Genomic DNA, 25,520 nt, shown 5'->3' on the forward strand with positions numbered 1-25,520 from the left:
GTTCTAGATGGGGACGCAGCACCTCAACCATCTCGGCGAAGGTCGGACGACTCACCCCGCACAAGCGCTTGAACTCACCATCCGACAGCGACTCAAGGTCTTGGTAGCTCATCTTCTCTCCACAGAAATGTTGAGGGCAACATTCTTATTCTCCTACCTCCTGCTCTAACTGGCACATCACTCCACTATTCATGCAGGAGGTCTATTCATTTGGCGAACGTTCATCCTTAGTACAACGTTCATCAGTACAATGTTCATCCTTAGTACAATGACGATGCGATTCATTAGGCATCTTTTCCATGACTCTCCTTCTGGCTGGCGATATTGGCGGGACAAAAACCATTCTGCGACTGGTGGATCTAGTCTCGGATGCGGATTGGCAAACCCTCTATGAAATGCGATATCTCAGTGGAGAATATCCCGATCTTGTGCCCATAGTGACGACCTTTCTAGATGCGGCACAAACTAAGGGCGGGCGGCCTCTTGCACCTACTAAAGCCTGTTTTGCGATCGCGGGGCCGGTGCTCAACAATACGTCAAAGCTCACAAATTTAGGGTGGTTATTGGAAGCAGATCGCTTAGCGGAGGAACTACATATCCCCAAGGTGTCACTCATTAACGACTTTGCCGCTGTGGGTTACGGGGTCTTGGGGCTCCAGGATCAAGATTTATGTACCTTGCAGGTAGGAGAATCGGAAAGTACAGCCCCGATCGCTGTCATTGGTGCAGGCACGGGCTTAGGGCAAGGTTTTTTGATCCACAGCGATCGGGGATATCAGGTGTTTAGCTCTGAAGGCGGCCACGCGGATTTTGCGCCACGCAATGAGATCGAATATCAACTGTCCCGCTACTTAATCGATCGCTTCGGCATCGATCGCCTATCTGTAGAGCGAGTGGTGTCGGGACAAGGGATTGTTTCAATTTATCAATTCCTGCGCGATCGTAACTACGCCACTGAAACGCCGGAGATTGCTGATGCCATTCGCCAGTGGGAAGCGGAGGCCGGTCAGTCTGAGAAAACTGTGGATCCCGGTAGCATCATTGGTACCGCAGCCCTCGAAGGCAGCGATCGGCTCTGCCAGCAAGCCTTGCAACTGTTTGTGGAAGCCTATGGTTCCGAGGCAGGCAATTTAGCGCTGAAATTATTGCCCTATGGCGGTCTGTATATTGCTGGAGGGATTGCCGCAAAAATTCTGCCCTTGATGCAATCTGGCCAATTCCTACGAGCATTTGGCCATAAAGGCCGCATGAGTCACCTATTAGAAAGAATCCCCATTCACGTTGTGCTCAATTCCCAGGTGGGTTTGATTGGGGCGGCTTTGTGTGCGGCTCGGCTGTAAGTCTGGAATGCTGCGTCAATAAAGCCATGTTTTAAGGCATAATCTTCAAACATTGCATTGATTTAATTGCATTTATCCAAGATTATTGGGCAGGTTGAGGGAATTGTGATTCTCGAGCTTCTTCTGGCGGTTCTAGGGGTTTTTGGGTTGGCCGCGATCGGGCTGGACTTACAATATCGGCGACGGGCTGGCAATCGTCTAGAGTTGACGGCAGGTAAATGGGGGCTAGAGGTCGCAGAGGCCGATCGAATTCTTTTGATTGGGGATTTAGAGTTTGTCAACCAAACCCAACGGCTGGATGTCATGGTGCCGGAAATCTGGGCAGAGGCGACGCTCCTGTCTAAAGACCCCGTCGAACAGCATCATGTCAAAACACGGATTGTTTCTCGATTTCCCGATATTGATCCCCGCGATGATGGCTACTGGGAAAGCGATATTATTGAAGTGGGCAAACGAGAACCGATCGAAGTTCAGGTGGAAATTAGTGGCGAGAATTTAGCCAGCTTGCAATCCGTTTGGGTCAAGGTGCATTTTGTGACCTATGGCCCTGGAGGACGGATCCCTCGCTCCAAGCATATTGTGGTGCCCCTGAAATTTCCGGATGCCACTGGGTCTAAGCAATGGCGATCGGCGGACAATGCAGAACTACTACCCGTCAAAACCCACCTCCTCAGTAGCCTGGATGATCCGGTTGAAGTGGTCAAGCGCTATGTGGTGCCCCATGCCCAACCAGGCGATGTCGTAACCTTGGGCGAATCCCCAGTTGCCATTATGCAGGGGCGCTACCGTCACTACACCGATATTCAACCCGGCTGGTTGGCAAAACGCCTGTGTTACATGTTCCACAGGACTTCCAGCTTGGCGACAGCCTGCGGGTTGCAAACATTGATTGATATTGCGGGAGCCCCTCGCGTCTTTTTTGCTTTTGTCGTCAGTACTCCGTTCAAATTGTTGCCCCGATCGATTGCCAAACCGCTCCATATCGATGGAATGTTCTATCGTTTAGCTGGAGAGCAGGCTAATTTGATCGACGATGTGACCGGAACCATTCCGCCCTACGATAAATTTGTAGTCCTTGGCCCCGCCGATCCTCAAGGATTGTGCGATCGGATTCAACGGGAAACTGGTCTTTCCGCTGCTGTGGTAGACGTGAATGATTTACGAAGGGTTAAGATATTAGCATCGACTTCGGACGTATCTGAAAAATTCCTCACTCAGGCATTGATTACCAATCCTGCTGGAAATGCTAATGAGCAAACCCCCCTGGTTTTGATCCGTCCGACTGCCGCGACTACAGGTCTTGCTGTGCCAGCACCCACTCCCTCACCCTAAGGATCCAGGACGGCTTCTCCCATGATGCGAGCTTTTCGGCAGACGACAAACCTGTCCATTCGTGCCCTGCACTACCGTGATGTGGATACCGTCGATCGGTTGATGCAGGAGCATGACGAGACGGATTCTGCTGCATCCATGGTGCGGGAGCAACCGATTTCGTTGAGTCGCTGGTACGGTTTGCTCAAGTTTCTCAGTTGGTTTCCCAATCCGCTACGCCATGCCCTGTCCGCCTATGTGGCAGAGGTGGAACAACGGGTCAAAGGCGTGATTAAGGTGTCACCCTTCAACCATGCAGGAACCACTTGGCGGGTCGATCGGGTGGCGATGGAATCCACGATCGTCCCGTCCAACGATCGTGCTCCCTCTGAAACGGTTGCCAAAAGTAGTGTTGCGGAAGCAGGAACAACTGCCGTCTCCAGCAATGCGGTGCTGACCCGGAATGAAGTGGGTTCTCTGCTGCTGCGCTATTGTTTTGAGACCATTCTGCAAGCGCGGACTTGGATTTTAGAATTGGATGTTAATGATGAATCTGGGCTGAGTCTTTACCGTCACAATGGTTTTCAGCCTGTAGCTCAAGTGACCTATTGGCAAATTGCTGCTGAGCAACTTCAAGACTTGGCCGAACGGGAACCTGATTTGCCCAATCTCCTACCCGTCAGCAATGCCGATGCCCACTTGCTCTACCAGTTAGACAATATGGCGATGCCACCATTGGTACGCCAGGTTTTCGATCGCCATCCCCAGGACTTCAAAACCAGTTTATTGGGCTCCCTTGTTCGATTAATCCAGCAATGGGTAACGAATACTGAAGCCATTAGCGGTTATGTATTTGAACCCCAGCGCAAAGTCGCGATCGCCTACTTCCAACTGCAACTCTGTCGGGATGGCTCCCGGCCCCACACCGCCCAGTTAACGGTACATCCCGCCTACACTTGGCTCTATCCCGAAGTGATGGCCCAAATGGCGCGGATTGTCCAAGAGGTACCCTCGCAAAGCTTAGAAATTCTATCGGCGGATTACCATCCCGAACGTGAAGCCTACTTAGAACGGATTGGGGCTGAACGCATTGCCCATACATTGTTGATGTCTCGCTCCGTGTGGCACAAGCTGCGGGAAACTCGGCAGGCTCCGGCTTTGGAAGGTTTGCAATTGGCTGATGTCATCCCTGGCTTACAACCCGTGCGCAAGCCGGTTCCTGGACGCATCACGATCGAGTCTAAACGGCCTAACCACTGGTCTGTGAAAGAACATCGCCCCTCCAAAGAATTGCCTACTGCCGCCGAGAGTGCAAACCAAGACTTTTTCCCACCCCATGACCATGGGGATCCCTGCTGTTAAGGCGAGGTAGGTACAGTTGGGATCCGAGATTGTGAACAACAAAATCTCTGCCCTCGGTTTGGACGTGGGCAAAAAACGGATTGGTGTTGCGGGATGTGATGGTTTGGGTATGGCAGCAACGGGCTTGATGACGATCGAACGCAAATCCTTCGACTATGTGGTCAGCATTTTGCAAACGCTAGTCCAGGAACGGACTGTCCAAGTTTTAGTCATTGGTTTACCCTATCAAATGGATGGCACGATCGGTTCCCAGGCCAAGCACACCCAAAAGTTTGCTAAAGCTTTGGCCAAGGCCTTAAATCTGCCGATTGAATGGATTGATGAACGGTTAACCAGTTTTGCCGCTGAAGAATTGCTGCACGCGGAAAATATTCAGCCCTCGCGGAACAAGGGATTAATCGATCGCAAAGCTGCTGCATTGATCCTCCAGGAATGGTTAGACGCCCGCCGCATCCAAGATCAAGCTGGACGGTAAAGTCGTCAACCGCCCTAGAACTCAAGTACATTAAGAAATTAAAAAGAACTGAACAGGGAGAGGATCATCATGGCAGAGCAACTTCTATTGGTAGACGATGAACCCGGACTACGCGAAGCCGTTCAAGCCTACCTAGAAGACAGCGGCTTTACTGTCCATACAGCCACCAATGGAGATGAAGGTTGGGAAGTGGCCCAGCGAATTCTGCCGGATTTGGTGATTAGTGATGTCATGATGCCCCAGGTAGATGGTTACCAACTGTTGAAACGCTTGCGAGATGATCCGCGCTTCCAGTCCTTGCCTGTGATTTTCCTGACAGCGCGGGGCATGACCAACGATCGCATCCAGGGCTATGATGCAGGCTGTGATGCCTACCTACCCAAACCCTTTGATCCTGACGAATTGGTGGCGATCGTTAAAAATATTTTGGCTCGACAAAAAGCCGCCCAAGCAGGATCGGGGGATATTGAAAATCCCGACGTGGCAGAATTAGCGCGGCAAATTAAGGAAATTAAAGCCCTCCTGACCCAGAAAGGCACCCTACAGACCACCGCCGCACCCATTAACATTGACTTCACACCTCGAGAGCAAAGTGTTTTGGAACTAGTGGTTGACGGGTTGATGAATAAAGAAATTGCCCGCCGCTTGGAGACTAGTGTGCGGAACGTTGAGAAATATGTCAGTCGTTTGTTTACCAAGACGGGAACCAATAGCCGCACTGAGTTGGTTCGGTTTGCCCTGGAACATGGCTTGGTAAAACCAAAGGGAAATTAACTCAAAGCAGCAACGAACCCAAGGTTTGGGATGGCCAGCTTTCTAGGATTAGCCAGTCGTTCAGTGCATTGACCAGTTCTTCCCTAGGATAAATGCACTGATAGTAAAAACGAAATACAACTATAGGAAAGCAAAAATGCTCATCTCGCCCCGATTGTAAAAGCGTAGACTAAAGTAAAGTTAGGTAACGTTGTTACGCCAAACACACCATTTTGAGGCACCTCATGGCGGTTGTTCTTCCGCAGACTTCGACGAGCGAGAAGCCAGCAGCACAGGATCTGGCAGCCCTTCGTCAAGTCTTCGCTTCAGTTAACGCTGATAGTTGTCCCCATACCTACAATTTCCATATGCACACAACCCACTCCGATGGGCAGCTTCGGCCAGATATTTTGGCTGAACAAGTTCTCGAGATTGGGTTGGTGGGTTTTGCGATTACCGATCACCACCAGATTTCTGGTTTCTATACAGCCAAGCGATTTTTTGAAGAGTGGCAACAACAATCGCAGAATGTCAGCAAACCCCTTCCTCATCTGTGGACAGGCACCGAAATTACTTCTCATCTATTGGATGTAGAGGTTCACATTTTGGGGTATGCCTTTGATCCCTTCCATCCCGCGATCGCTGAATATTTGACGGGAACGGCTCCCCGAGGAGAGAGTGCAGAAGCCCATCATGTAATTTCAGCGATTCACCAAAGTGGTGGAGTGGCTGTATTGGCCCACCCTGCCCGCTATCGCCGCTCCCATGAGGAGTTAATTCCTGCTGCGGTCAAAGTGGGGATCGATGGTGTGGAAACCTACTATGCCTATGGCAATCCCAAACCCTGGAAACCCAGTCCAGAAGAATCTCAGCAAGTGCGACAGATGAGTAATCAGTACCATCTCTTAAATACCTGTGGTACTGATTCCCATGGATTGAGTTTGGTACAACGGGTTTAGGGATTCGTTAGAGGCCAGGGATTTGTACCGCTTGCAATTTAAGTAACCAGGTCAGATTTAGAGCGCTAAGGCAGGGATCAGACTTAGACAGGTGTGCCAAGCTAGTTGGGCCAAGCTAGTTGAGCTAATCTGACTGGCCTTAGATAATAGGCAGTCTAGGTTGCAATAAGGACTCAATGAGCCACAGAGTAAATAGGCTTAGGTTCTTCAGGCCCTTTCAGATTTTAAAATTCAGCTTGAGTCCGTTTTCGATCAAGCAAATCTAGAACAAATTTGTTGTAAAAAAAGGCAAGGAATGAGATATTCCTTGCCTTTGTAATTTGAGAGTTCCACGCAGACATGTTGCAGAAATGTATGCCTTCAAAGCGCATTTCGAAGTCCACAAAGCCTTGTAAGTGGCAGTTTGGGTTAGAAAGATGCAACCGTCCACAACACACCCACACTCGCCATCGCTAACAGAACGCCTAATCCGATCGACTGACCCAGGTGCTTGCGGGGAGATTGCATAGTTGTCATCCTTAATCTGGATAGGTTGGATTATGAGAAGTTATCAGATTTTTGAGGGGATCATGGAGGTTCGCAATCAATGTTTAGGGGCTGGAAATGGAAGTTTAATCAATGATGTAAAAATTTAATTAATGATGTAAAAGTTTATAGAATGCCATAGTTCTTAACCTTGCCAATTTCTTCACCTTGCTGGAGTTCTTACCCCTGTTCAGGCTTTAGGTACCGGGTTTGAAATAATCCAAGAGTCGATCGCCGGAATCCACCCGGACTAAGCCTACAGCAACCTCTGGCAATAATCGGCGACTAGGGTAAATCAAATATCGGGGTTGCCAATCAGGGCGAAACTTGTCCTTGAATTGGTGTAAGCCTTTGAAGTTGTAAAACTGGTTCAGGTGCTCAAAAAAGTAATTCAGCCCTTTTTCAAGCTGTCGAGATTGCTGAGATCGCCCCACACCCGCCAAGGGAGAAAGGCTAAAACTAAAGCCCTGATAACCCAACTTCTGGAAATGCTGAATCATGGAGACAAACAAAAACTCCATGGTGCCGTTCTCTACCTCGGCTCGATGGCGCATCAGATCTACGGTCACTTCGGAGGCATGGTAGCCGGACAGCAAATTGACAAAAGCGACAATTTCTCCATTGCGGCTGTAAACCGTACCGATGTAGCAAGGCCGCAGATGCTCAACGTCAAACCAGGCGATCGAGAAGCGTTTTTCCGAGCCATTTTTATGGCGTAACCATTCATCGCTCACGACTTTAAGCTGTTGCAGCAGACTATCGGCGATCGGGGGTTCGTAGAGGGCGAAGCGGTGTCCCGTTTTAGTCAGCCGATTGACTGCTGTTCGTAAATTCTGATTGGCTTTTCCGCTGAGGCTAAAGGTTGGCAAATGCACGATTGCCTCTTCCCCAATTTGCAGAGATTGCAAGCCTAGATGCTGATAGAGCGGCAACTGTTGGGGTAGTACTTCGTAAAATGCGGGAAACCAATCATTCCGCCGACAAAATTCCCAAAAACTCAGGATGGTTTCCTTGCGATCGGCTTCTGGCCCGATCGGATCTCCGAGGGCGATCGCGGCATGGCCTTTGGGGACATAGGCAATCACACTTTGTCCAGTGGGACTGAAATAGTAGGCTTTATCCGGCAGAAGCGCGAGCCTTGCCAAGGAAGTTTGACCATGGGTATCAATAATCTGTCTGGCCTGGTGTCTTTCCTGGGCAGAGGCAGAGTTCGCCTTCAGCAAGACGGGCCGCAGTAGCATCAAAAAGGCATAGCCTAGAGTGACTGTACCAATCACATAGATCGAATTGGCAAAATGCTCGGCATAGCGACTGGTTGGCTGAAGTCCTGCATTATCTTCGACAAAAAACATGGCTAGGGTTTGTAAAATTGCTTGGATCCAGCCAAAGTTGGTCGGCTGACCATTCACCGTAAACCGATCATCCAACACATAAAATCCGACCGTGCCATAGGCCAAAGTGAACAGTAGCGATAGTAGTAGGATGCGGATGCCTTGGGCGATCGAGGGTCGATCGGACTGTGCTGTAAAGCTCGATCGCATCGCAACTAATTGCACCAATAGCACCGTTGCTAAAATGCATTCTTCAAAATCTAGCCCCTTGATGAGGTGACTGACGATAGAAATAATGAGAAGACCGATCGTCAGTCCCCAGGCCAATCGTTTCCGCCGCAGTAGATTCGCAGCGAGGGCTAGCAACATAAACCCAGCCAGCGCAGCAAAAATCCGACTCCCCGATCGTAGGTAAAACGGGAGAAAGGCTTCTAAAATACCTCGTCGCTCCGGCAGACTGGGATAAATAGCGGATAACAAGTTGACGATCCCCATGGCACTGGTCAGCCCTGCTGTTATCCATAACCCAAACGAACGGGTTCGAGCCAGCTTAACGATGGAGCGCGGTAATTTCGGCATATTGAGGTCGATTGGCAGACTTTTTAGAGGAGGAAGGAGACGTTGGAACAGTGGGTGTAACGGGAGAGACTGCTTTTTCGGCTAACGCCGTTTTGAACTGTTGCCCGACGAAGCTCAGGGAGTCCATCAGGTGCTTATGCCAATAGTTCCAACCCACATCTGGCCCGACAATGCCATGGCCACCGGGAAAAACATTAAAAGTATTGTCGATACCCAGGTGATCGAGGGTTGCGTGAAACGATCGGGTTGCTTCCAAATATTTATGGTCACTTTCCCCAGCATCCAGATAGATCTTGAGTTTGGAACGCAGGTCTTCGGGGAGCTTCTGCACAAACTTTTGGGGGCTGTTGTTCGGGCTACTTTTGTCAACGAAGTAGCCCGTGTGGCTAAACATTGTGCGAAATTGCTGAGGGTAATGCAGCCCAATATTCAATGCGCCCCAGCCACCGGAGGATAGCCCACCGATCGCCCAAAATTGTGGATCTTTCAGTGTGTGGTAACGGGATTGTACGATGCGAACCAATTCCTGTCCCAGAAATGTGGCGACTTTGCCGTGCTTGCCATCAATGTATTGCGGATCCCAGAGGGCGCTACTGCCACGGAAATCATTGCCATCGGGGGTAATGACGATCGACGGAGGCAATTTTTTCTGACTGTATAAATCATGCAACACCGAGGTTAAGCGGGCTTTATCTTCGTAGTCCCGTTCGGTGCCATGGCCGCCGTGGAGCAAAATGATGACGGGATAAGCGGTCTTTTGAGTGGCATCATAGCCCGGTGGCAAAACAACGCCATATTTTCGAACCTGGCCGAGCGATCGGCTCATGACAGATTCCACCTTGAAGGTCAGATTTGTGTTGAGTTCTGCAGCTGGTGGATCTAACTGAGGCGCTCCGGCCACAAAAACATACCAACTTCCCACACCCATCAGACTAATAACTGCGGTAGTGGAGCCAATGATGAGGGGTTTGAAATGCATAAGCATTTGTAATGACGCGAGTGTGATGATGCGAGGGAGCAACTAGCAGTGAAGTTGGCGAACGAAAAGGGCTGCTGGTCACAGGAGACATAAGAAAAGGCTGAAGACCACCCATTTCCAAGACTCAGTAACTTGCGCATCACTATAGGGTTTTAAATTGTCACTCTCGTTGTAGAAGCGTGTCATCGGTATGACGGCTCTACGTTATTCACAGGCGTCAGAACTTTTACAGGTGTCGGAATTAGGGTTTACGGGATTTGCGCGGGGTGCCCCAGGATTTTGGGAGCCATGGCCCACTTGTCCACCAAGGCCAGAGCAAAGCTGTGCTAACCATGCCGATCGCCACCGTCAGCGCAAAGACAAATCCAAAGGGCATGGGAATCGATGCCAAACCCAAAAACTTCAGCGTAATCGGCTCGGCGTTTTGCATGGCAATCACGGCTATGACGATCGTCCAGAGAGCCACGATCGAACTGAAGATGACGGTTATGGTGTGTCTGATAGGGGGTTTCATTGTTTCCTCAGGCGCAAAAGTGACAATGGCATTTGGCCAACGATCCGTCACAACTCCTAGCAAAATGACCTGTCGCAGTAAAGGGACGCTCAAGCTGAACGTCCCTCGTATCCTAGGCGATGGATAGGTTCACCAACAAATGGCTCGCTGACAATGGTTGACCCAGAATCGGACTAGGCTTGGATTTGATGGATCAGGTTTTCCATGAACTGGCCCATTTGAGTCAGCTTCTCAGCACTGTTGGTTTCCAAATAAACCCGAATCAACGGCTCTGTGCCGGAGGGACGCAGCAGCACCCAGCTTCCTTCGGAGAGGTAGAGCTTGATGCCGTCTTTACGACCCACTTCCTTCACGGCAACGCCAGCCACTTCGCTGGGAGGATTGGCGGTAAAGGCTTTGAGAACTGCTTCCTTGTGCTCATTGGTCAAGTGCAGATCCAGACGGTTGTTATAGAGTGGGCCATCGGCATCGGCGATCGCTTCTGCCACCAATTGGCTGAGGGCTTTGCCTTCGTAGGCGATCGCTTCCGCCACCAGCATGTCCGCCAGAATGCCATCCTTTTCGGGAATGTGGCCGATCACACTCAGACCACCGGATTCTTCTCCGCCGATCAGCACGGTGGTTTCCCGCATTTGCTGACCCACGTACTTAAAGCCCACCGCCGTTTCGATCAGCTCCAAACCGTACTTGTTGGCCAAGTTATCCAACAGGTGGGTGGTGGCGACGGTGCGCACGATCGCGCCCTTTTTGCCCTTGTTCTTCATCAAGTGGCGGGCCAGCAGCAGCAAAATCGTATTCGGCGTCAGGTAATTGCCTTGCTCGTCAATGACGCCAAAGCGATCGCTATCTCCATCCGTGGCCAGCCCCAGATCAGCTTGGTCTTGCTTGACAGCAGCAATTAATTCGCCCAACAGTTCCGGCTTGGGTTCCGGCATCCCGCCCCCAAACAGCACATCGCGATGGGTGTGGAAGGATTCCACGTCACAGCCACAGTGTTGCAAGACCTCATCCAAGTAGCCCCGCGAGGTGGAGTAAAGCGCATCGTACTTCACCTTGAGCTTGGCAGCACGGATCCGCTCCACATCCAGGATCGAGTACAGGAAGGTTAGGTAATCCGGTTTGGGGTCAAAGGTAGAAATTTGGCTGCTATTTTTGCCCGTGGGCGGTGCATCGGAGGCAGTGTCTAACGCTGCGACGATCGTATCCGTAATATCCGTTGTTGCAGGCCCTGCGTAGTCGGGAATGTACTTGATGCCGCAGTAGGGTGCTGGGTTATGGCTAGCTGTGAACATCAACGCCCCCGCCGAGTTGAGGTGCTTAGCGTTGTAGGCAATCACCGGAGTGGGGCAATCGCGATCGACAATTTTCACCGTCCAACCCAAATCCGCCAGCACATTGGCCGAGGTATAGGCAAACTGATCGGCCAAAAACCGGGGATCATAGCAAACCAGGACAGGACGATCTTTGGAGTAAGCCTTTTCCAAATAGGTCGCGATCGCCCGGGTCACTTTACAGACATTGCTGAAGGTGAAATCGTCAGCAATAATGCCGCGCCAGCCATCCGTCCCAAATTTGATTGGGGGATTCGTTCCAAAATTTATCCCAGTACCCATGGCGTCACCAATGCTCTCAATATTTTGTTTCTAATCGTAACCAGTGAATGGATCGCAGTAGAAAAGAATCGAAACAGAGTAACTGCGGTTTAGACGCTTGAATTGGACGGGTGGAGCCCTGTCCTAGGCGTAGCAGCCCGATCGATCCTCTGCATCCTTCTTGTTTCAGGGTAAGCTTAGGATGAACTTGCCTGAAGTCTCCGCTAACACCGGATTGCAAGAGATTGCGATGAGTTCTAGCCTTGATCCCAATGGGGAATCTTGCTGTTGCTCTCATCACATTTTCCTGTGACATCGTTTCTAGATTACCTCGTTGGGTTTCATTGGAGAGGGGAGATATGAAACTGCGATCGCTGTTTATTGCTGGTTGCGCCTTATTCTTTTGGGGACTCTTAAATTTCGTGGCTCCCAGTGCCTTGGCCTTGACCCAAGTGGCGCTGTCTGATCTGACCTACCATGTTTGCCCACCGGATCAGGCAGAGGGAGCGATTACCAGCGGTGGGGTGGCCCGTCCGGCGAACTGTTTTATCATCACAGGCAAAGCTAACAACACCTCTGGCAAAACGGTGGTCAATGCGGATGTCTTCGGTCGAATTTACGATGCCAATGGCGATGCAATTCTTCGTAACCGCTCCAGACTGGGATCCGTAGATGAATTTCCGCCGGGAATCAGCAGCTTTGAAATTCGCGTCTCGGTGCCGGATAGCCAACCTGAACCCCTAAAGCTGGAACAGTTCAAAGCGGCTGGTTTTACAGGGAAAGTGCGTCGTTAGCCATCCCTAGGGGCCGTTGTCATTAGGTTCTTTGGGCTGCACCCTGCTGTGCGGGTTGCTTTGTTGGTGGGTTGCTTTATTGTTACTGATCGGTGTTTACCGATCGGGGTTTGCCGATCTCTGTCTGAATATTGCTTTATAGATGGTTATGTCGAACAAGCGCTGGTTTCGAGTTGTTTTCCAATTGCGGGGTTCAGTGTTGCCCTTGGTCCTGCCCCGATCGCTGCTGTGTGGCTTTGTTGCCTTAGTGGTTGCCTGGATTTATCAGGACTTTAAACCCATTGCACTCCCGTTGAAAGATAGCCTGATTCCTAGTATCGTTCTCGGCTTGCTTCTCGTATTTCGGACAAACACCGCCTACGATCGCTTCTGGGAAGGTCGCAAATGCTGGGGAACGATCATCATCAGCGCCCGTAACCTCGGTCGCCATATCTGGGTTGGAGTAGAGGAACACAGTCGGATCGATCGCCAGGAAAAAGTTGCCGCGCTCCAGCTCCTACCCGCCTTCGCGATCGCGACGCAACAGCACCTGCGCCAAGAACCGATGGGGATGGTCTTGGCTCCCTACCTTGCGCGGGAGCAATTGGCAATGATGGGTAGCAGTGACAATGTGCCTCTCGAAATCACCTTTTGGCTGGGGGGGTATTTGCAAACTCAGTATCAAAAGGGCCATCTGAACGAACATCGTCTGAATGTCATGACGGCTCACTTGGATAGTCTAGTCGGCGCTCTGAGCGGCTGTGAACGGATTCTGAGAACGCCTATTCCCTTGGCCTATGCCATTCATCTGAAGCAACTTTTATTAATTTATTGCTTAGTGTTGCCGTTCCAAATGGTGAAAGACTTGGGCTGGCTAGTGGCTCCGGTGGTGATCATTATTAGCTTCACCCTGTTGGGGATTGAAGAAATTGGCCTCGAAATTGAAAACCCCTTTGGGAAGGATGCCAATGACCTGCCCTTGGAAAATTTCTGTTCGACGATCAAGCGCAATGTGATGGATTTAACCCGATTTTCGTCCCCTCACTGGGCTCCGATTGCTTGGGAAGACGCTTCCGTCGAGTCGCTGAAATAAATCAGTCATCTTTCTGAGTAGTTCCTGCTTCTCCCTGCCAACAATAGGGTTTGCCAACGATACCTAGAGTTGTGCGATCGTGGCTAGGAGGATTGGTGTATGAAAATTGGGATGTTGCTGAAAAATTTAACAGTCTTCCGCAATGCTTGGATTGCTGGGCGAAAACAGCGTGATGAGCAACAGATCCAAGAGTTCGATCGGTTGATTCGATCGCAAATTGCAGATTTAGATCGTTGGGTGGACAATCGGTTCCCCCTTTCTATCCATCCTCCCCTCGATCGGTCGTGATCGGGATGTAATCTCCCTGATTCAGCAGTCGCATGACCGATTCACCAAAAGTGCGTAAGAACCCAAAGCCACGGTCAGCCATTAACACCACATCGGCATCGGACGGGAGTAACCGAGCGACCGGACATATTAAACCAGTGTCCTTTGTTCACGTATTGCTTCCCATTTCTTCTTAAATCAATTCTCTAAACCTCCTCTAGTCACGAGTTTTAGCCGTTGAATATAAGGGGAATGCTGTGCAATACCGCATCTTTGACCACCGATTTAATAATACCCGTTGCATCTGCCATAACCGCACCGTACTGCTGGCTTGCACCACGATCCGAAAGCCCAAGGGTACGGTTCGTCCCCGATACACCACCCTCACCCAGATCACACAGAAACAGTTCCACAATAGCGTTGTATCCAAGCTCGGATACAACCGTTGAGCGCCCCATTGGGCCAGGGCTTGACCCACCAATGCCTGATGCACCGCAGCCAATTCAATCCGCCGATTGCCCAGACACCGCCGAAACCGCCATTGGCTCGATTGCGCTGGCGTGGCGCGGCTGGGAACATTCACCCCAAAACCGCTCGGATGAACCTTCTCGCTCTGAATCATACCGACCATCATCCAGCATAAGGTCTGGAGGTGACGGATACTCACCAGACGATGCCGCATTGACGTAGATCGATTTGCAGCGCATCATACAGATGAGTTGTTGGAGTCATTTTGGTTGGCTTAGTTGTGTGCTAACTCCTGGCCTAAACCAGACTCCAATGCCCGTCCCGCTTTCGTTTCACTCCGCAATACTTTTGTCAGTTAGGTCACCCCCCTTAGTCTTGTATGAAATACTGTCGGTTGATTTTGTCTTGGATCACAGTGGGTGGCCATACTGCTCTTTCCCTTGCCTCTGGCTTCTCCCTTGGCCTCGCCAGCCAGCCCTCGGCCTCGGCCCAGCCGGTCCAAATTGCCCAAACGCGTCAATCTGCGGCCTGCCGAAACGAGCAATATGCCTATAGCTTTACTCAATGGACGCGCTTGCAGTGGCACTCGACGGCTCCGACCTCAGAAGATTTACCCCAGTTGCAGGCCATGCTCCAGAGGGCTGAGGCCACGCCCCAGATGACTCAGCTGGCGATTGATCGCCTCACCGATCCCTATCTCGTAACGCGCAACCCCACCCTACTGAGATGGATCGACCAAACCCCAGCCTCCCAGAGAGGGCAGTGGCTAGCCTTGGTCGATCGCCTGGTGGGTTTGGCCCAGAGTCTGCCCCCCGGCTATAACTACGCCCAGAGCCGTGCCTTTGTCACAGCGGCCCAAGCCTATCACCAACTGGGTCAACGACAGCGCAGCCAGCCGTTGCTCCAGCAGACCAACAAAACCCTGGCTGGCATTACTCTGCCACCGCTCCAGGCAGAGGTGCAGTGGCGCTTGGCGGGGGTTTGGTTTGACCTGGGCCAACCCGCCGAGGGGAATGCGCGGTTGGCGGCGATCGCCCCCCTCTTCCAAGCGAATCCCAAAGCGGGCCGTCCAAGCAACAGAAAACCCAGCACCCTCCCCCTCAGTGGCGACTCCCGCCGACTGTGGTTGCAGTTCATCGATGATGCCCTACAACGCCAGCAGCTCGACTTTGCCGCCGCCCTGGCTCGCGATGTTCAGCCGGTCACCCTGCGCAGTGAGCAGCAGTTCCGCATTGCAGCGGCCTACTTACGAAGGAAACAGAATCAACCGGCGATCGCCCTGTTCAACCAGGCCCTCGCTTCGCTGGGCAATGCCCCCCGCCAGAACCCAGGCCAGAATCCAGAGCCAACTCCAGAGGCAATTGCCACCCAAGGCATCATCCAGTTTGTCCAGGCAGGCGGCGTCACCACAGCAACCCAAGCAGCTCGACAACTGTCCCAGGCTCCGGCGCAGATGCGGGCGCAGATGTGGTTGGCGATCGCCGGAGAAGCCCGCCAACAAAAACGCCCCCAGGAAACGGCTCCAGCGATCGCTCAGCTCATTGCCGCCGGACGCCAGGGCCAACAGCAAAAGTTCAATACCCCCTATGGATTCAACGGATTTCAGGTTACAGGTGGTAGTGGTTGGGGGCAAAGCCTCTATCGACTGAGCCAGGTTGAAGGCTATCAATCAGAGTTCATTCAGTTGATTGAGCAACTTAAGATTCAGGCGGAAGCAGCGGAATTTTTGATTGCCATGGCGGTGGAAGCCCAACAGTTTGACCGAGCCCAGCAACTCATTCCGAGTCCCTTAGTCTTTCGTAACGAAGCGGGCACGTTTGATGTGCAAGCGTCGTGGCGACTGTGGGTGGCCGTTGCCGCCGCTCGGGCAGGAAAACCGCAGCAGCTCATCGCCCTGGGTGAGCAGGCGATGAGTCAATTGAAGACACCCCCCGTACAACCCATCAACTTTTTTAGCCCACCTGAATTTATCAGGCAAGATCCTCCCTTTGTGGAAGTCATTGATATGGCTATTGGTTCTCAACCGCCAGAGTATGATGTCTTGGTGGCGATTCAGGTCTTACATCAGCAGGGGCAATCTGCCGCTGCCCGACCGCTAGCCCAGGCTCTAGCGGACCGCCTAGCAGTTATCGCAGAACAGCGTCTCAGTTCAGGTGTAGAGGTGCCGTTGGGGAGACTGATTTCCAACGAGCATTTCCCCTTGGCCTGGTTCGGAGGGGTGGAACAATTTCTTCGCCTCCAGGATCAACCTGAAAGTGCCGCTCGCCTCGCGGCCTTGCAGATCACCTATCTCCAACAAATTACCAATCCAGAACTGCGGGCTCAAGAAATGGCTAAGCAAATGGTCTTGAATACCTCAGTTCCTGACTTAGCGGCGGAGATTTCCCGCTTCGTTGCTCAAGCGAAGGCCGCAGGAGTCGCGGACCAGCCTAGCATCGCCCAAAGAATTGTCGAAGCAGCCATTGTTGCAGGCAAACCGGAACTCGCTGCTGATTGGCAGGCCCAGGCAGGACTATCGCTCCAGGCCCAGGCAGAGCTTTGGTCCACGCAGACTACTATATACACCTATAGCGCTGATTCAGTCACCCTGTTACGCAGTCTAGATAAGGCCCTGAGCCTCTATCAGCAAGACTCCGCGACGACTAGACCCCTCGATAATCAACGGGCATCCCAGTGGATTGGCATCTATCTTCGCTTTGGCAAGCTGGCGAAGGCGCGGCAGATCGTTGAGCTAATGAGTGATTCCAATATGGCGAGGCAGTGGGCTGTTCGGCTCGATTGTCTCGGTTAGCTCTGGCTTGAAACCCAAAGACCAAGTGATCCAGTATTCAGTTGCCAGATCCTGATCATTCAGTAATTGGGCTAAATGTGGGCTTGAAAGAGTTCTACGCCGATTCCAATGGTGTTACTGTCAGTAATCCTCGATTGTGAAATGTCAATTACATTGGCCAAATTTTTTAATTGAAAGTAGACGTCAGATCTTCAGAAATGAGATCGCGAAAATGAGATCAGAATGAGACAAAGATAACGTGGATCAGAAGTAGCATTGCTGTACTAGCCGACTGGACTAAAATCGGACTAAACCTGAAGTAGTGCAGTGAGTCAGAATCGCGCCATGGCGTGAATGGGTAAACCTGAAAATGGGACAATGCCGCAGGACTTCTGCAGTGACACACAGTTATCCCAGCGCTAGGAGTCAGATCAGAGCTTCTTTTTGAAGCCGTGTGAGATCGCTCAAGCTAACTCAGGGCGGTGTTTTTGCTGTGCTAGCCATTGCATAATCATTCAAGCAAAATTAATTCGAAGAATGGCTAGATGACTTGAATGGCATCGGGCTAAATTTCAGCTGCTGCAGAATCCAAATACTACTCAAGATCAGTAGGACAGGCGTGAGCCAATTGCCCCAGCGGGTGTAGAGCGTTTGGGTTTGGCGACGGTGAATGGTTGCTCGGTGCACGGTAAATTCGTGGTCTGCCGATCGCCAGAGGATTCGACCGTGGGGATTAATGACGCCGGAATACCCAGTATTGGTTGCCCGCACGATCCAGCGATCGGTTTCGATCGCCCGCATCAGATCGTGGGCTTGGTGTTGCGCCATGAGCACGGAACTGTAGGGATCTAAATTGGACGCGGTGATTAAAAATTGTGCGCCCCCTTGGACTTGATCCCGAAAGAGTTCTGGAAAGGCGGACTCATAGCAAATCCCGATCGCGGCATTGCCAAAGGGTGTGACAAAGCGTTGATGGGCGGCTCCGGCCAGTAAATAACTGCGAATCGGTGACAGACGACCGATAAATTTGCCCAGGATCTCTTCAAAGGGTAAAGATTCGCCTAACGGCACAACTTTTACCTTATCGTACTGGCTCTGAATCTGCCCCTGGGGATTAAGCATGAGCATTGCCTGGGTTGTCCGATCGCCGCGCTGACCAAAGGAACCGAGCACTAAGGGCACTTGGCGATCGGACAGCACCTGATCCAAAACGCTCGGAGATCGGTCTTGCCATTCAAAGGGCATTGCGGCTTCCGACGTGATGATCAGATTAGCTCCTTGATCCGCCAAAATTCGATAGCCCAGAGAGTAATTATGTAGTCCTTGCTGAATTCCTTGGGGCGATAGTTTGATGCGGGTTGGGACATTGCCTTGAACGATTCCGACAGACAGTGCCGTATTCGGAGATGCCTCCAAAGGTTGGAAAGACAGCCCTAACCCGATCGCGTGGCTGATGAGGAGTAGCCCGATCGCGCGCAGGAATTTGGTTTTTGTCTGCGATCGGGAGTTCCATGCCAACAGCCAGGATATCCAGGGTTTAGAATTTCCTGCTAACCAAGCTTCAGCCAGTAACCCATTTACTGCCACGATCGCGGCTGTCACGGCCATCGGCCCCGCCAGTTGCCCCAAGTGCAGAATCACAGGATTGCCGGGACTTTGGGTATAGGCCAGGGTCGTCCAATCGAGGGGACTATGATTCCGCAGCGTTTCCAGGGCACACCAGAGGGCTGTTCCAGCCAAGACCCGAAGGCCCGTAGGAAACTGCTGCCGCCCCATCCAGGCCATTGCCCCAGCCCAAACCAGTACCGTCGCCACGCCCCAACCTGTAATGAAGAGCCAGATTACGGTGACGATCGCTACACTAGTCCCCCAGGACAGTCCCAGCCAAGTTAATGGATGCAAACCCGTAATCCAAAACAGAGAAATGCCGTGGTAGGCAAAGCCCCATAATGCTGCAACCTTCCAACGACCCTGCACTGCCAAGACCCAGAGCGGGGCCAAGGCGATCCAAGCGATCGGCCAGAGGTTGAGCGGCGCAGGGGCCAAACTCATCAGTAATCCTGCCAAGAGCGCGAGGCCCATGGGCTTGAGCCAAACTCGGGTCTGGAACGACAGCGGTTTTCCTTCCGAAGTCCGGTCTAGCGGTATCTGACGCCCCATTACGATCGAGTCTCCAAATTTTTTGCTAGGCGATGGAGTCCCCCCGCATCGGTCATGGTTTCAAAGCGATGGCTGGTTTTGCTGCATGTGACCGTGTAGCCCAGCCGTTCAAACAACTTACGAGCGGGAATGTTCTGGTAAGTCACGTCGGTGCAAATGTGCTGACAGCCGAGGTCTTGGGCTTCTAGTTCCGTATCTTGCAGCAGGGCCGAGCCAAGGCCACGATTGCGAAACTCCGGTGCAATGCAGAGGCTCAAGACAAAATAGTCATCCCGATCGACCTCTTGCTTAATGCGACTCAGGTCAGCCAAATTCACTAAAATTCTAGGCACACGGGTGACGGGCAAAAGGTGGGCCATAATGCCCTGCACATTTTCCTCCAGCTTCCGTTTAAGGTCACCGGGATAGCCCAGAATCAGACCCGCTGCCCGATCGTTGACTTCAATAATTTGCGTATGTTCATAGCTAAAGGCATGGTTTGGCTCAGCAAATGCCTGGTGGAGGGTTGCCTGAGCTTTTTCCGGGGTGGAAGCAAAGACATAACTAAACAGCCCCTTGCCAGCGGAAAAGAGTAAATCTGCGCCCCAAGCCGTATCACTAATCTCGGCAGGCCGCACGGTAATTGCTTCAACCGGAAACTGTAAACCCATAGGTGCTATCCTACCGCACGCGGTTTTCGCTCGGGGATGGTGATTGGAGAAAATTCTAGGGGAAGGGGTAGAAGGGTAGAGGGGGCGTTTTTTGTAACTGGGTTTTGGCTGCTGGTGGAATTGTTCTAGAGTGGTGAAAATGCCGATCGTGGGAATCACGATTTATTTTTGGCTGATTTCTGTCCTGTTTTTTCCTTGTCCTGCCTTGCTATGTCCCAGCTTCCTCCTGATTCCTCCAATGCGATCGATCCGACCCAAGGCTTACCGGAACGGTTGATTAAACATGCGGTGAAATATGCTGATCATCGATCGGTCGATCGGGATGCCTTGACGCCGATGATGCGGCATTATGCGGACATGAAGGATCAGTATCCCCAGGCGTTGCTGCTCTATCGGGTGGGGGATTTTTTTGAGACCTTCTTTCAGGATGCGGTGACGATCGCGCGGGAACTGGAACTGGTGCTCACTAGCAAAGATGGTGGCAAGGAAGTGGGGCGCGTTCCTCTGGCTGGCATTCCCCACCATGCCCTCGATCGCTACTGTGCCCAATTGGTGGAAAAGGGCTTCGCGATCGCGGTCTGTGATCAAGTCGAAGATCCCGCAGAGGCCCAGGGCACACTGGTACGGCGGGAAGTGACGCGGGTAATTACGCCGGGAACCTTGCTGGAAGAGGGGATGCTGAATGCGCGGCGCAATAATTTCCTGGCTGCCGTCGTCGTGGCGAATCAGCATTGGGGCTTGGCCTACGCTGATATTTCCACCGGAGAATTTTTTACCACCCAATCCACTGGGCTAGAACAACTGACCCACGAATTGCAACGGCTACAACCGGCGGAGGTGCTCTATCCCACCAATGCCCCTGATCTGGTCGGCCTGCTGCGACCGGGCGAAAGAAGCGAACAGTTGCCCAGTTGCCTGCCGTCGCAATTTTGCTACACCCTGCGGCCCCAGAGTGGCTTTGTGCAGGCAGAGGCCCGCAATCGACTGCTGCAACGGTTCCGCGTACGATCGCTGGAGGCCATGGGCTGCGAAACGTTACCCCTAGCAGTGCGGGCGGCGGGGGGGCTACTGGACTATTTGGAAAGCACGTCGGAACGGCAGTGGGAAGCGGGGCAAGCCCAGGTACAGGTGCCGCTGCAATTGCTGGCCACCTATACGCTGACGGAATTTCTGGTGCTGGATGGCTCGACCCGGCGCAATTTGGAAATTACCCAAACCCAGCGGGATGGCACCTTCCATGGCTCCCTGCTCTGGGCCCTCGATCGCACAATTACGCCCATGGGATCCCGTGCCCTGCGGCGCTGGCTCCAGCAACCGCTCCTCGATCGCTTAGGGATTGCTGCACGGCAGGACACGATTCGGGAGCTGGTGGACGACGGCATCCTGCGGGAGGATATCCAAAAGCTACTGCGACAAATTTATGACCTGGAACGGCTGGCGGGACGGGCGGGCTCCGGCACAGCCACACCGCGCGATCTCGTCGCTCTAGCGGATTCCCTGGAAAAGCTGCCTGCCCTAGCCGCCCTCGTGGCCCAGGCCCGATCGCCCTACCTGCAAGTCCTGCAAACGGTGCCGCCGATCCTGGAAGAACTGGCTCACCTCCTGCGGAGTCATCTCGTGGAAAAACCGCCCCTGAGCTTGACGGAAGGCGGGCTAATTCGGCCTGGGGTGAATTTGGAACTGGACGATCGGCGGCAACAGGTGGAACAGGATCAGCAGTGGATTTCCAGTCTGGAACTGACCGAGCGGGAAAAAACGGGGATTTCCACCCTCAAGGTGGGCTACAACAAAACCTTTGGCTATTACCTCAGCATCTCCCGCAGCAAGGCCGACCAGGTACCGCCGGACTACATCCGCAAGCAGACCTTGACCAACGAGGAGCGCTACATTACTCCGGATCTCAAGGAATGCGAGAACCGCTTACTCACTGCTAAGGAAGAATTGGGTCGTTTAGAATACGACATTTTCGTTGGGTTGCGATCGCAGGTGGGGGAACAGGCGGAGGAAATTCGGCAGGTGGCGCGATCCGTGGCGGCGGCGGATGTGCTGGCCGGACTTGCCGAAGTTGCAGTGTATCAAGGCTATTGCTGCCCGGACATGACCGACGATCGCACCCTGATGATCCAAGCAGGTCGCCATCCGGTGGTGGAGCAGTCCTTACCCGCTGGCTTTTTTGTCCCCAATTCCACCACTTTAGGACAGGTTACGGAGCCAAGCCCAACAGCCCAAAAGTCGCAGAAATCTCCGCCAGCAGCCACAGCACCGGATTTAATCATCCTGACGGGGCCGAATGCCAGCGGCAAATCCTGCTATCTGCGGCAGGTGGGCTTGATTCAGCTGATGGCGCAGGTGGGCAGTTTTGTTCCAGCCAAATCAGCACGGCTGGGCCTGTGCGATCGCATTTTTACCCGGGTGGGAGCGGTGGATGACCTGGCAACGGGGCAATCAACCTTTATGGTGGAAATGAATGAGACGGCCAATATTTTGAACCATGCCAGCGATCGCTCCCTGGTGCTGCTGGATGAAATTGGCCGGGGCACGGCGACGTTTGACGGCCTGTCGATCGCCTGGGCGGTGGCGGAATATCTGGCCCAGGAAATTACGGCCCGAACGATTTTTGCCACCCATTACCACGAGTTGAATGAGCTAGCGTCTATCCTACCCAACGTGGCCAATTATCAGGTCACTGTAAAGGAACTGCCCGATCAAATTGTCTTTCTGCATCAGGTTCAGCCGGGGGGGGCCGATCGCTCCTACGGCATTGAGGCGGGACGCTTAGCCGGGTTGCCGCCGTCGGTGATTGCCCGCGCCAAACAGGTGATGGGACAGATTGAACAACACAGCAAAATTGCCGTTGGCTTACGTCAGGGGCATGATTCCCAGATCCCTGCGCCTAGGGCGACCCGATCCCGCAAATCCACAATTAAACCGAGCGATCGCGTCGATCGGGTCTCTGACACCGCTGCCCCGGACTATCAACTGGATATTTTTGGCAATTGAGCGGAGGGAAAGATCTTCGATCGTCTCCCGTGACCGAACCCCTAAGGGATTTGCAAAGAAATAATATCCCCTCTTCATTCCCCTACACTCCTACCCTTTTACTCTCCTACCCCTACCCAATTGGGATTTTATTGATGCGCTGTTCCCTAATACCTCCTAGATGTGTTATCGATAGTCCGATCGATGATCTACAGGAAACAACTGGGCGAGGTGTTCTAGCGGATTTGTCCGATCGAGGAATTTTTCGGCATCCTGGAACGACATTGGCTTTGAGAAAAGATAGCCTTGACCGTACTCGCACTTCAGCATCTTCAACTGTGCTAATTGCTTTGTGGTTTCCACCCCTTCCGCAATCACTTCCATTCCTAGATTCCAAGCCAGGGTAATAATCGTGCGGACGAGTTCCAGCTTTTCCCCATCAATGTCTACCCGGCTGATGAAGGAACGATCGATCTTCAACACATCCATCGGGAAGCGGTAGAGATAGCCTAGGGAGGAATAGCCCGTGCCGAAGTCATCCACTGATAGCTTGACGCCCATGGCCTTCAGCCTTGACAGCGTATCCATCGCAGATGCTGTATTTTCCATGATGGCTGTCTCGGTGATTTCCAGTTTGAGACAGGCGGGGGGAAGTCCCGACTCTTGCAGAACTTCGTTAATCATCTCAATGACCCCAGTTTGGGAGAACTGGCGGCTAGAGAGATTGACACTCACTGAAAGTGGCTGATGGTGGGGATATTGGGTTTGCCAGCGGCCCAGTTGACGGCAGGCTTCCCGTAGGATCCAGTGGCCCATGGGAATAATCAGTCCGGTTTCTTCTGCTAAGGGAATAAATTGAGCTGGGGAAATCAAGCCTCGATCGGGATGCTGCCACCGAATTAAGGCTTCAAACCCCGCTACCCGCCCAGTGGTGAGGGAGACGATCGGTTGATAGTAAACCTGAAACTCTTCCCGCTCGATCGCCCGCCGTAGGTCATTTTCCAGTTGCATCAAGGCCATCACATGGCTGTGCATCTCTGTATCAAACACCTCATGGCAGGCTTTACCCAGAGCCTTAGCACGATACATCGCAATATCGGCTCCCCGCAGCAGATCTTCAGTGTGCTCAAAGTTGGTCGTGCTGAGGGCAATCCCAATACTGACGGTCGTAAACACTTCATGGCCATTCAGTAGGAACGATCGACCCAATTCTTGATGAATCCGTTCCGCGACTTGATGGGCCGATTCCACGCCCTGAATATTATCCAACAGAATGGTAAACTCATCCCCCCCCAGCCGTGCGACCAGATCGGTCTTCTTCACACAGCCCTCGAGGCGACGGGCAATCTCAATCAGCAACTGATCGCCAACTATATGCCCAAGACTATCGTTGATCACCTTAAAGCGATCGAGATCCAAAAAGAGCACCGCAAATAGATAGTTTGGATCAGCATCCCGACGGGCCACAACTTGGGCCAGACGCTCCATAAACATCAAGCGATTGGATAATCCAGTCAGCGAATCATAGAAGGCGTTACGGCGTAGCTGATTTTCTGCCTCCTTCCGTTCGGTGACTTCCCGCATGACTGAGACAAAATGAGTCACTTGTCCATGCTCGTTGCGAATGGGCACCATATTGCTATCTGCCCAAAAACAGCTGTGATCCTTGCGATGTAACAAGAGTTCCGCTTTGACAGATTCCAGTTGAACCATAGCGGTTCGGACACGATTCACTTCCTCCCAATCGGTCTCTGGTCCGATTAGGATTTTGGGCGTTTTCCCAATCACATCGGCAGCCCGATGGCCTGTCACCTTCAGGAACGCTTCGTTGACATAGACGATCCGTAAATCCAGCGGATCATCTCCAGTTTCACATTGGGTGATCATGACAATTTCATTGGCATTGACCACAACGGACTCTAGTAATCGCAAATATTCTTCCAGCCATTTGCGTTCGGTAATATCGGTGACGGTGATTAAGTTACCGATCGTTTGACCATTACTATCATAGAGCAGCGTTGAATTGACCTCCGCCCAAAATTGTCGCCCATCCTTCCGACGCAGTTGTCCTTCCTTCCATTCACATCGGTTGGTCGGAACTTGATCGGGCGTGGTACAGAAATAGAGCCAGCCCTCAATCATAGACAGGAATTTTTGGGCTGATTGCCCCACCATATCTGCGGGAGAAAAGCCCACTAGCTTCGCAATTCTGGAATTAACGTGAAGAATCTGATTATCCAGATCAGTTACGATAATGCCATCATTCAGATTTTCTAGGACTGTTCTTAATAGCCAATCATTTTCACTTTTAACTGGCAAACCCAGTGTTTCCGAGTGACTTCTCCATCTTTCAGTCGCCATGGGTGGTTCCTTTCGTGCACCAGTTAAAATTTATCAATGAAATTTAGATTCACAGACTTTTACGCAAGATACTTTATGCAAAAGATTATGCAAAAGATGGAGCATAAAGTCTTTCGGTAGATTGACAGAAACGATCGTGGTGACCTTCCAGTAGAAACCTTGAAGGTTCACATTTCCTACACCGATCGTAGGTAGATTCAGAAAAACTAAATCAGAACAAAATCGTAACGTTGAACTTATCATTAAACATAAACTCAACCTATTTTGTTGTAATTTAAT

The 25,520-nt window shown here is 52.1% G+C and carries 19 protein-coding genes; 11 read left to right on the plus strand and 8 right to left on the minus strand.

Annotated features, from left to right (window positions below; all coding sequences use genetic code 11):
- Positions 1-299 precede the first annotated feature (299 nt).
- The 6 genes from ACN4EG_RS06825 (at position 300) to ACN4EG_RS06850 (ending at position 6,200) form a co-directional block, all read left to right on the plus strand.
- Positions 300-1,340: a glucokinase gene (locus ACN4EG_RS06825; protein ID WP_431628584.1), complete on the plus strand. Its 1,041-nt coding sequence runs from the start codon at positions 300-302 to the stop codon at positions 1,338-1,340.
- 105 nt (positions 1,341-1,445) lie between these two features.
- Positions 1,446-2,672, plus strand: a complete 1,227-nt coding sequence (locus ACN4EG_RS06830; RefSeq protein WP_431628585.1) for a F420-0:Gamma-glutamyl ligase — start codon at positions 1,446-1,448, stop codon at positions 2,670-2,672.
- Between the two features lie 21 nt (positions 2,673-2,693).
- A complete protein-coding gene (locus tag ACN4EG_RS06835) occupies positions 2,694-4,013 on the plus strand; it encodes a GNAT family N-acetyltransferase (protein WP_431628586.1) in 1,320 nt (439 codons plus the stop codon).
- Between the two features lie 31 nt (positions 4,014-4,044).
- Complete coding sequence (ruvX, locus tag ACN4EG_RS06840) at positions 4,045-4,488, plus strand: Holliday junction resolvase RuvX (protein WP_431628587.1); 444 nt, start codon at positions 4,045-4,047, stop codon at positions 4,486-4,488.
- 69 nt (positions 4,489-4,557) lie between these two features.
- Complete coding sequence (locus ACN4EG_RS06845) at positions 4,558-5,262, plus strand: response regulator transcription factor (protein WP_431628588.1); 705 nt, start codon at positions 4,558-4,560, stop codon at positions 5,260-5,262.
- A 224-nt stretch (positions 5,263-5,486) separates the two neighbouring features.
- Positions 5,487-6,200 carry a PHP domain-containing protein gene (locus ACN4EG_RS06850; protein WP_431628589.1) on the plus strand — a complete coding sequence of 238 codons (714 nt, stop codon included), beginning with the start codon at positions 5,487-5,489 and terminating at the stop codon, positions 6,198-6,200.
- 722 nt (positions 6,201-6,922) lie between these two features.
- On the opposite strand, the gene ACN4EG_RS06855 is transcribed toward ACN4EG_RS06850, so the two are convergent.
- The 4 genes from ACN4EG_RS06855 to ACN4EG_RS06870 all read right to left on the minus strand — a co-directional run bounded on the left by ACN4EG_RS06855 (position 6,923) and on the right by ACN4EG_RS06870 (position 11,741).
- Positions 6,923-8,635, minus strand: a complete 1,713-nt coding sequence (locus ACN4EG_RS06855; RefSeq protein WP_431628590.1) for a phosphatidylglycerol lysyltransferase domain-containing protein — start codon at positions 8,633-8,635, stop codon at positions 6,923-6,925.
- Entirely contained in the window at positions 8,607-9,614 is a 1,008-nt protein-coding gene (locus ACN4EG_RS06860) for an alpha/beta hydrolase (RefSeq protein WP_431628591.1), read from the minus strand. Before ACN4EG_RS06860 ends, ACN4EG_RS06855 begins: the two co-directional genes overlap by 29 nt.
- 241 nt (positions 9,615-9,855) lie before the next feature.
- The gene (locus ACN4EG_RS06865; protein WP_431628592.1) at positions 9,856-10,128 is read right to left on the minus strand and encodes a DUF1049 domain-containing protein; all 273 of its coding nucleotides are present in this window, start codon (positions 10,126-10,128) and stop codon (positions 9,856-9,858) included.
- A gap of 173 nt (positions 10,129-10,301) precedes the next feature.
- Positions 10,302-11,741: a phosphoglucomutase/phosphomannomutase family protein gene (locus ACN4EG_RS06870; protein WP_431628593.1), complete on the minus strand. Its 1,440-nt coding sequence runs from the start codon at positions 11,739-11,741 to the stop codon at positions 10,302-10,304.
- Between the two features lie 338 nt (positions 11,742-12,079).
- On the opposite strand from ACN4EG_RS06870, the gene ACN4EG_RS06875 reads away from it, so the two are divergent.
- The 3 genes from ACN4EG_RS06875 to ACN4EG_RS06885 all read left to right on the plus strand — a co-directional run bounded on the left by ACN4EG_RS06875 (position 12,080) and on the right by ACN4EG_RS06885 (position 13,874).
- The gene (locus ACN4EG_RS06875; RefSeq protein WP_431628594.1) at positions 12,080-12,514 is read left to right on the plus strand and encodes a hypothetical protein; all 435 of its coding nucleotides are present in this window, start codon (positions 12,080-12,082) and stop codon (positions 12,512-12,514) included.
- Between the two features lie 148 nt (positions 12,515-12,662).
- A complete protein-coding gene (locus tag ACN4EG_RS06880; protein WP_431628595.1) occupies positions 12,663-13,586 on the plus strand; it encodes a bestrophin family protein in 924 nt (307 codons plus the stop codon).
- Between the two features lie 99 nt (positions 13,587-13,685).
- Positions 13,686-13,874 carry a hypothetical protein gene (locus ACN4EG_RS06885; protein ID WP_431628596.1) on the plus strand — a complete coding sequence of 63 codons (189 nt, stop codon included), beginning with the start codon at positions 13,686-13,688 and terminating at the stop codon, positions 13,872-13,874.
- Between the two features lie 196 nt (positions 13,875-14,070).
- Here ACN4EG_RS06885 and ACN4EG_RS06890 read toward each other — a convergent pair whose 3' ends face one another.
- A complete protein-coding gene (locus ACN4EG_RS06890; protein ID WP_431628597.1) occupies positions 14,071-14,475 on the minus strand; it encodes a hypothetical protein in 405 nt (134 codons plus the stop codon).
- 225 nt (positions 14,476-14,700) lie between these two features.
- Between ACN4EG_RS06890 and ACN4EG_RS06895 the strand changes: the two genes are divergently transcribed.
- Positions 14,701-17,112 carry a hypothetical protein gene (locus tag ACN4EG_RS06895; RefSeq protein ID WP_431628598.1) on the plus strand — a complete coding sequence of 804 codons (2,412 nt, stop codon included), beginning with the start codon at positions 14,701-14,703 and terminating at the stop codon, positions 17,110-17,112.
- 504 nt (positions 17,113-17,616) lie between these two features.
- On the opposite strand, the gene lnt is transcribed toward ACN4EG_RS06895, so the two are convergent.
- Positions 17,617-19,251: an apolipoprotein N-acyltransferase gene (gene lnt / locus ACN4EG_RS06900; protein WP_431628599.1), complete on the minus strand. Its 1,635-nt coding sequence runs from the start codon at positions 19,249-19,251 to the stop codon at positions 17,617-17,619.
- The gene (locus tag ACN4EG_RS06905) at positions 19,251-19,901 is read right to left on the minus strand and encodes a GNAT family N-acetyltransferase (protein ID WP_431628600.1); all 651 of its coding nucleotides are present in this window, start codon (positions 19,899-19,901) and stop codon (positions 19,251-19,253) included. The genes lnt and ACN4EG_RS06905 overlap by 1 nt, the downstream gene beginning before the upstream one ends.
- A gap of 210 nt (positions 19,902-20,111) precedes the next feature.
- On the opposite strand from ACN4EG_RS06905, the gene mutS reads away from it, so the two are divergent.
- On the plus strand, positions 20,112-22,901 hold the full coding sequence (mutS, locus tag ACN4EG_RS06910) for a DNA mismatch repair protein MutS (RefSeq protein ID WP_431628601.1): 2,790 nt from the start codon (positions 20,112-20,114) through the stop codon (positions 22,899-22,901).
- Positions 22,902-23,066: 165 nt separating this feature from the next.
- Here mutS and ACN4EG_RS06915 read toward each other — a convergent pair whose 3' ends face one another.
- Positions 23,067-25,241 (minus strand): putative bifunctional diguanylate cyclase/phosphodiesterase, encoded by a 2,175-nt coding sequence (locus ACN4EG_RS06915; protein ID WP_431628602.1) that lies wholly within the window; start codon positions 25,239-25,241, stop codon positions 23,067-23,069.
- Positions 25,242-25,520 lie beyond the last annotated feature (279 nt).

Source organism: Alkalinema pantanalense CENA528 (genome assembly GCF_050753345.1).
In the GTDB taxonomy this organism is placed as follows: domain Bacteria; phylum Cyanobacteriota; class Cyanobacteriia; order Leptolyngbyales; family Leptolyngbyaceae; genus Alkalinema; species Alkalinema pantanalense.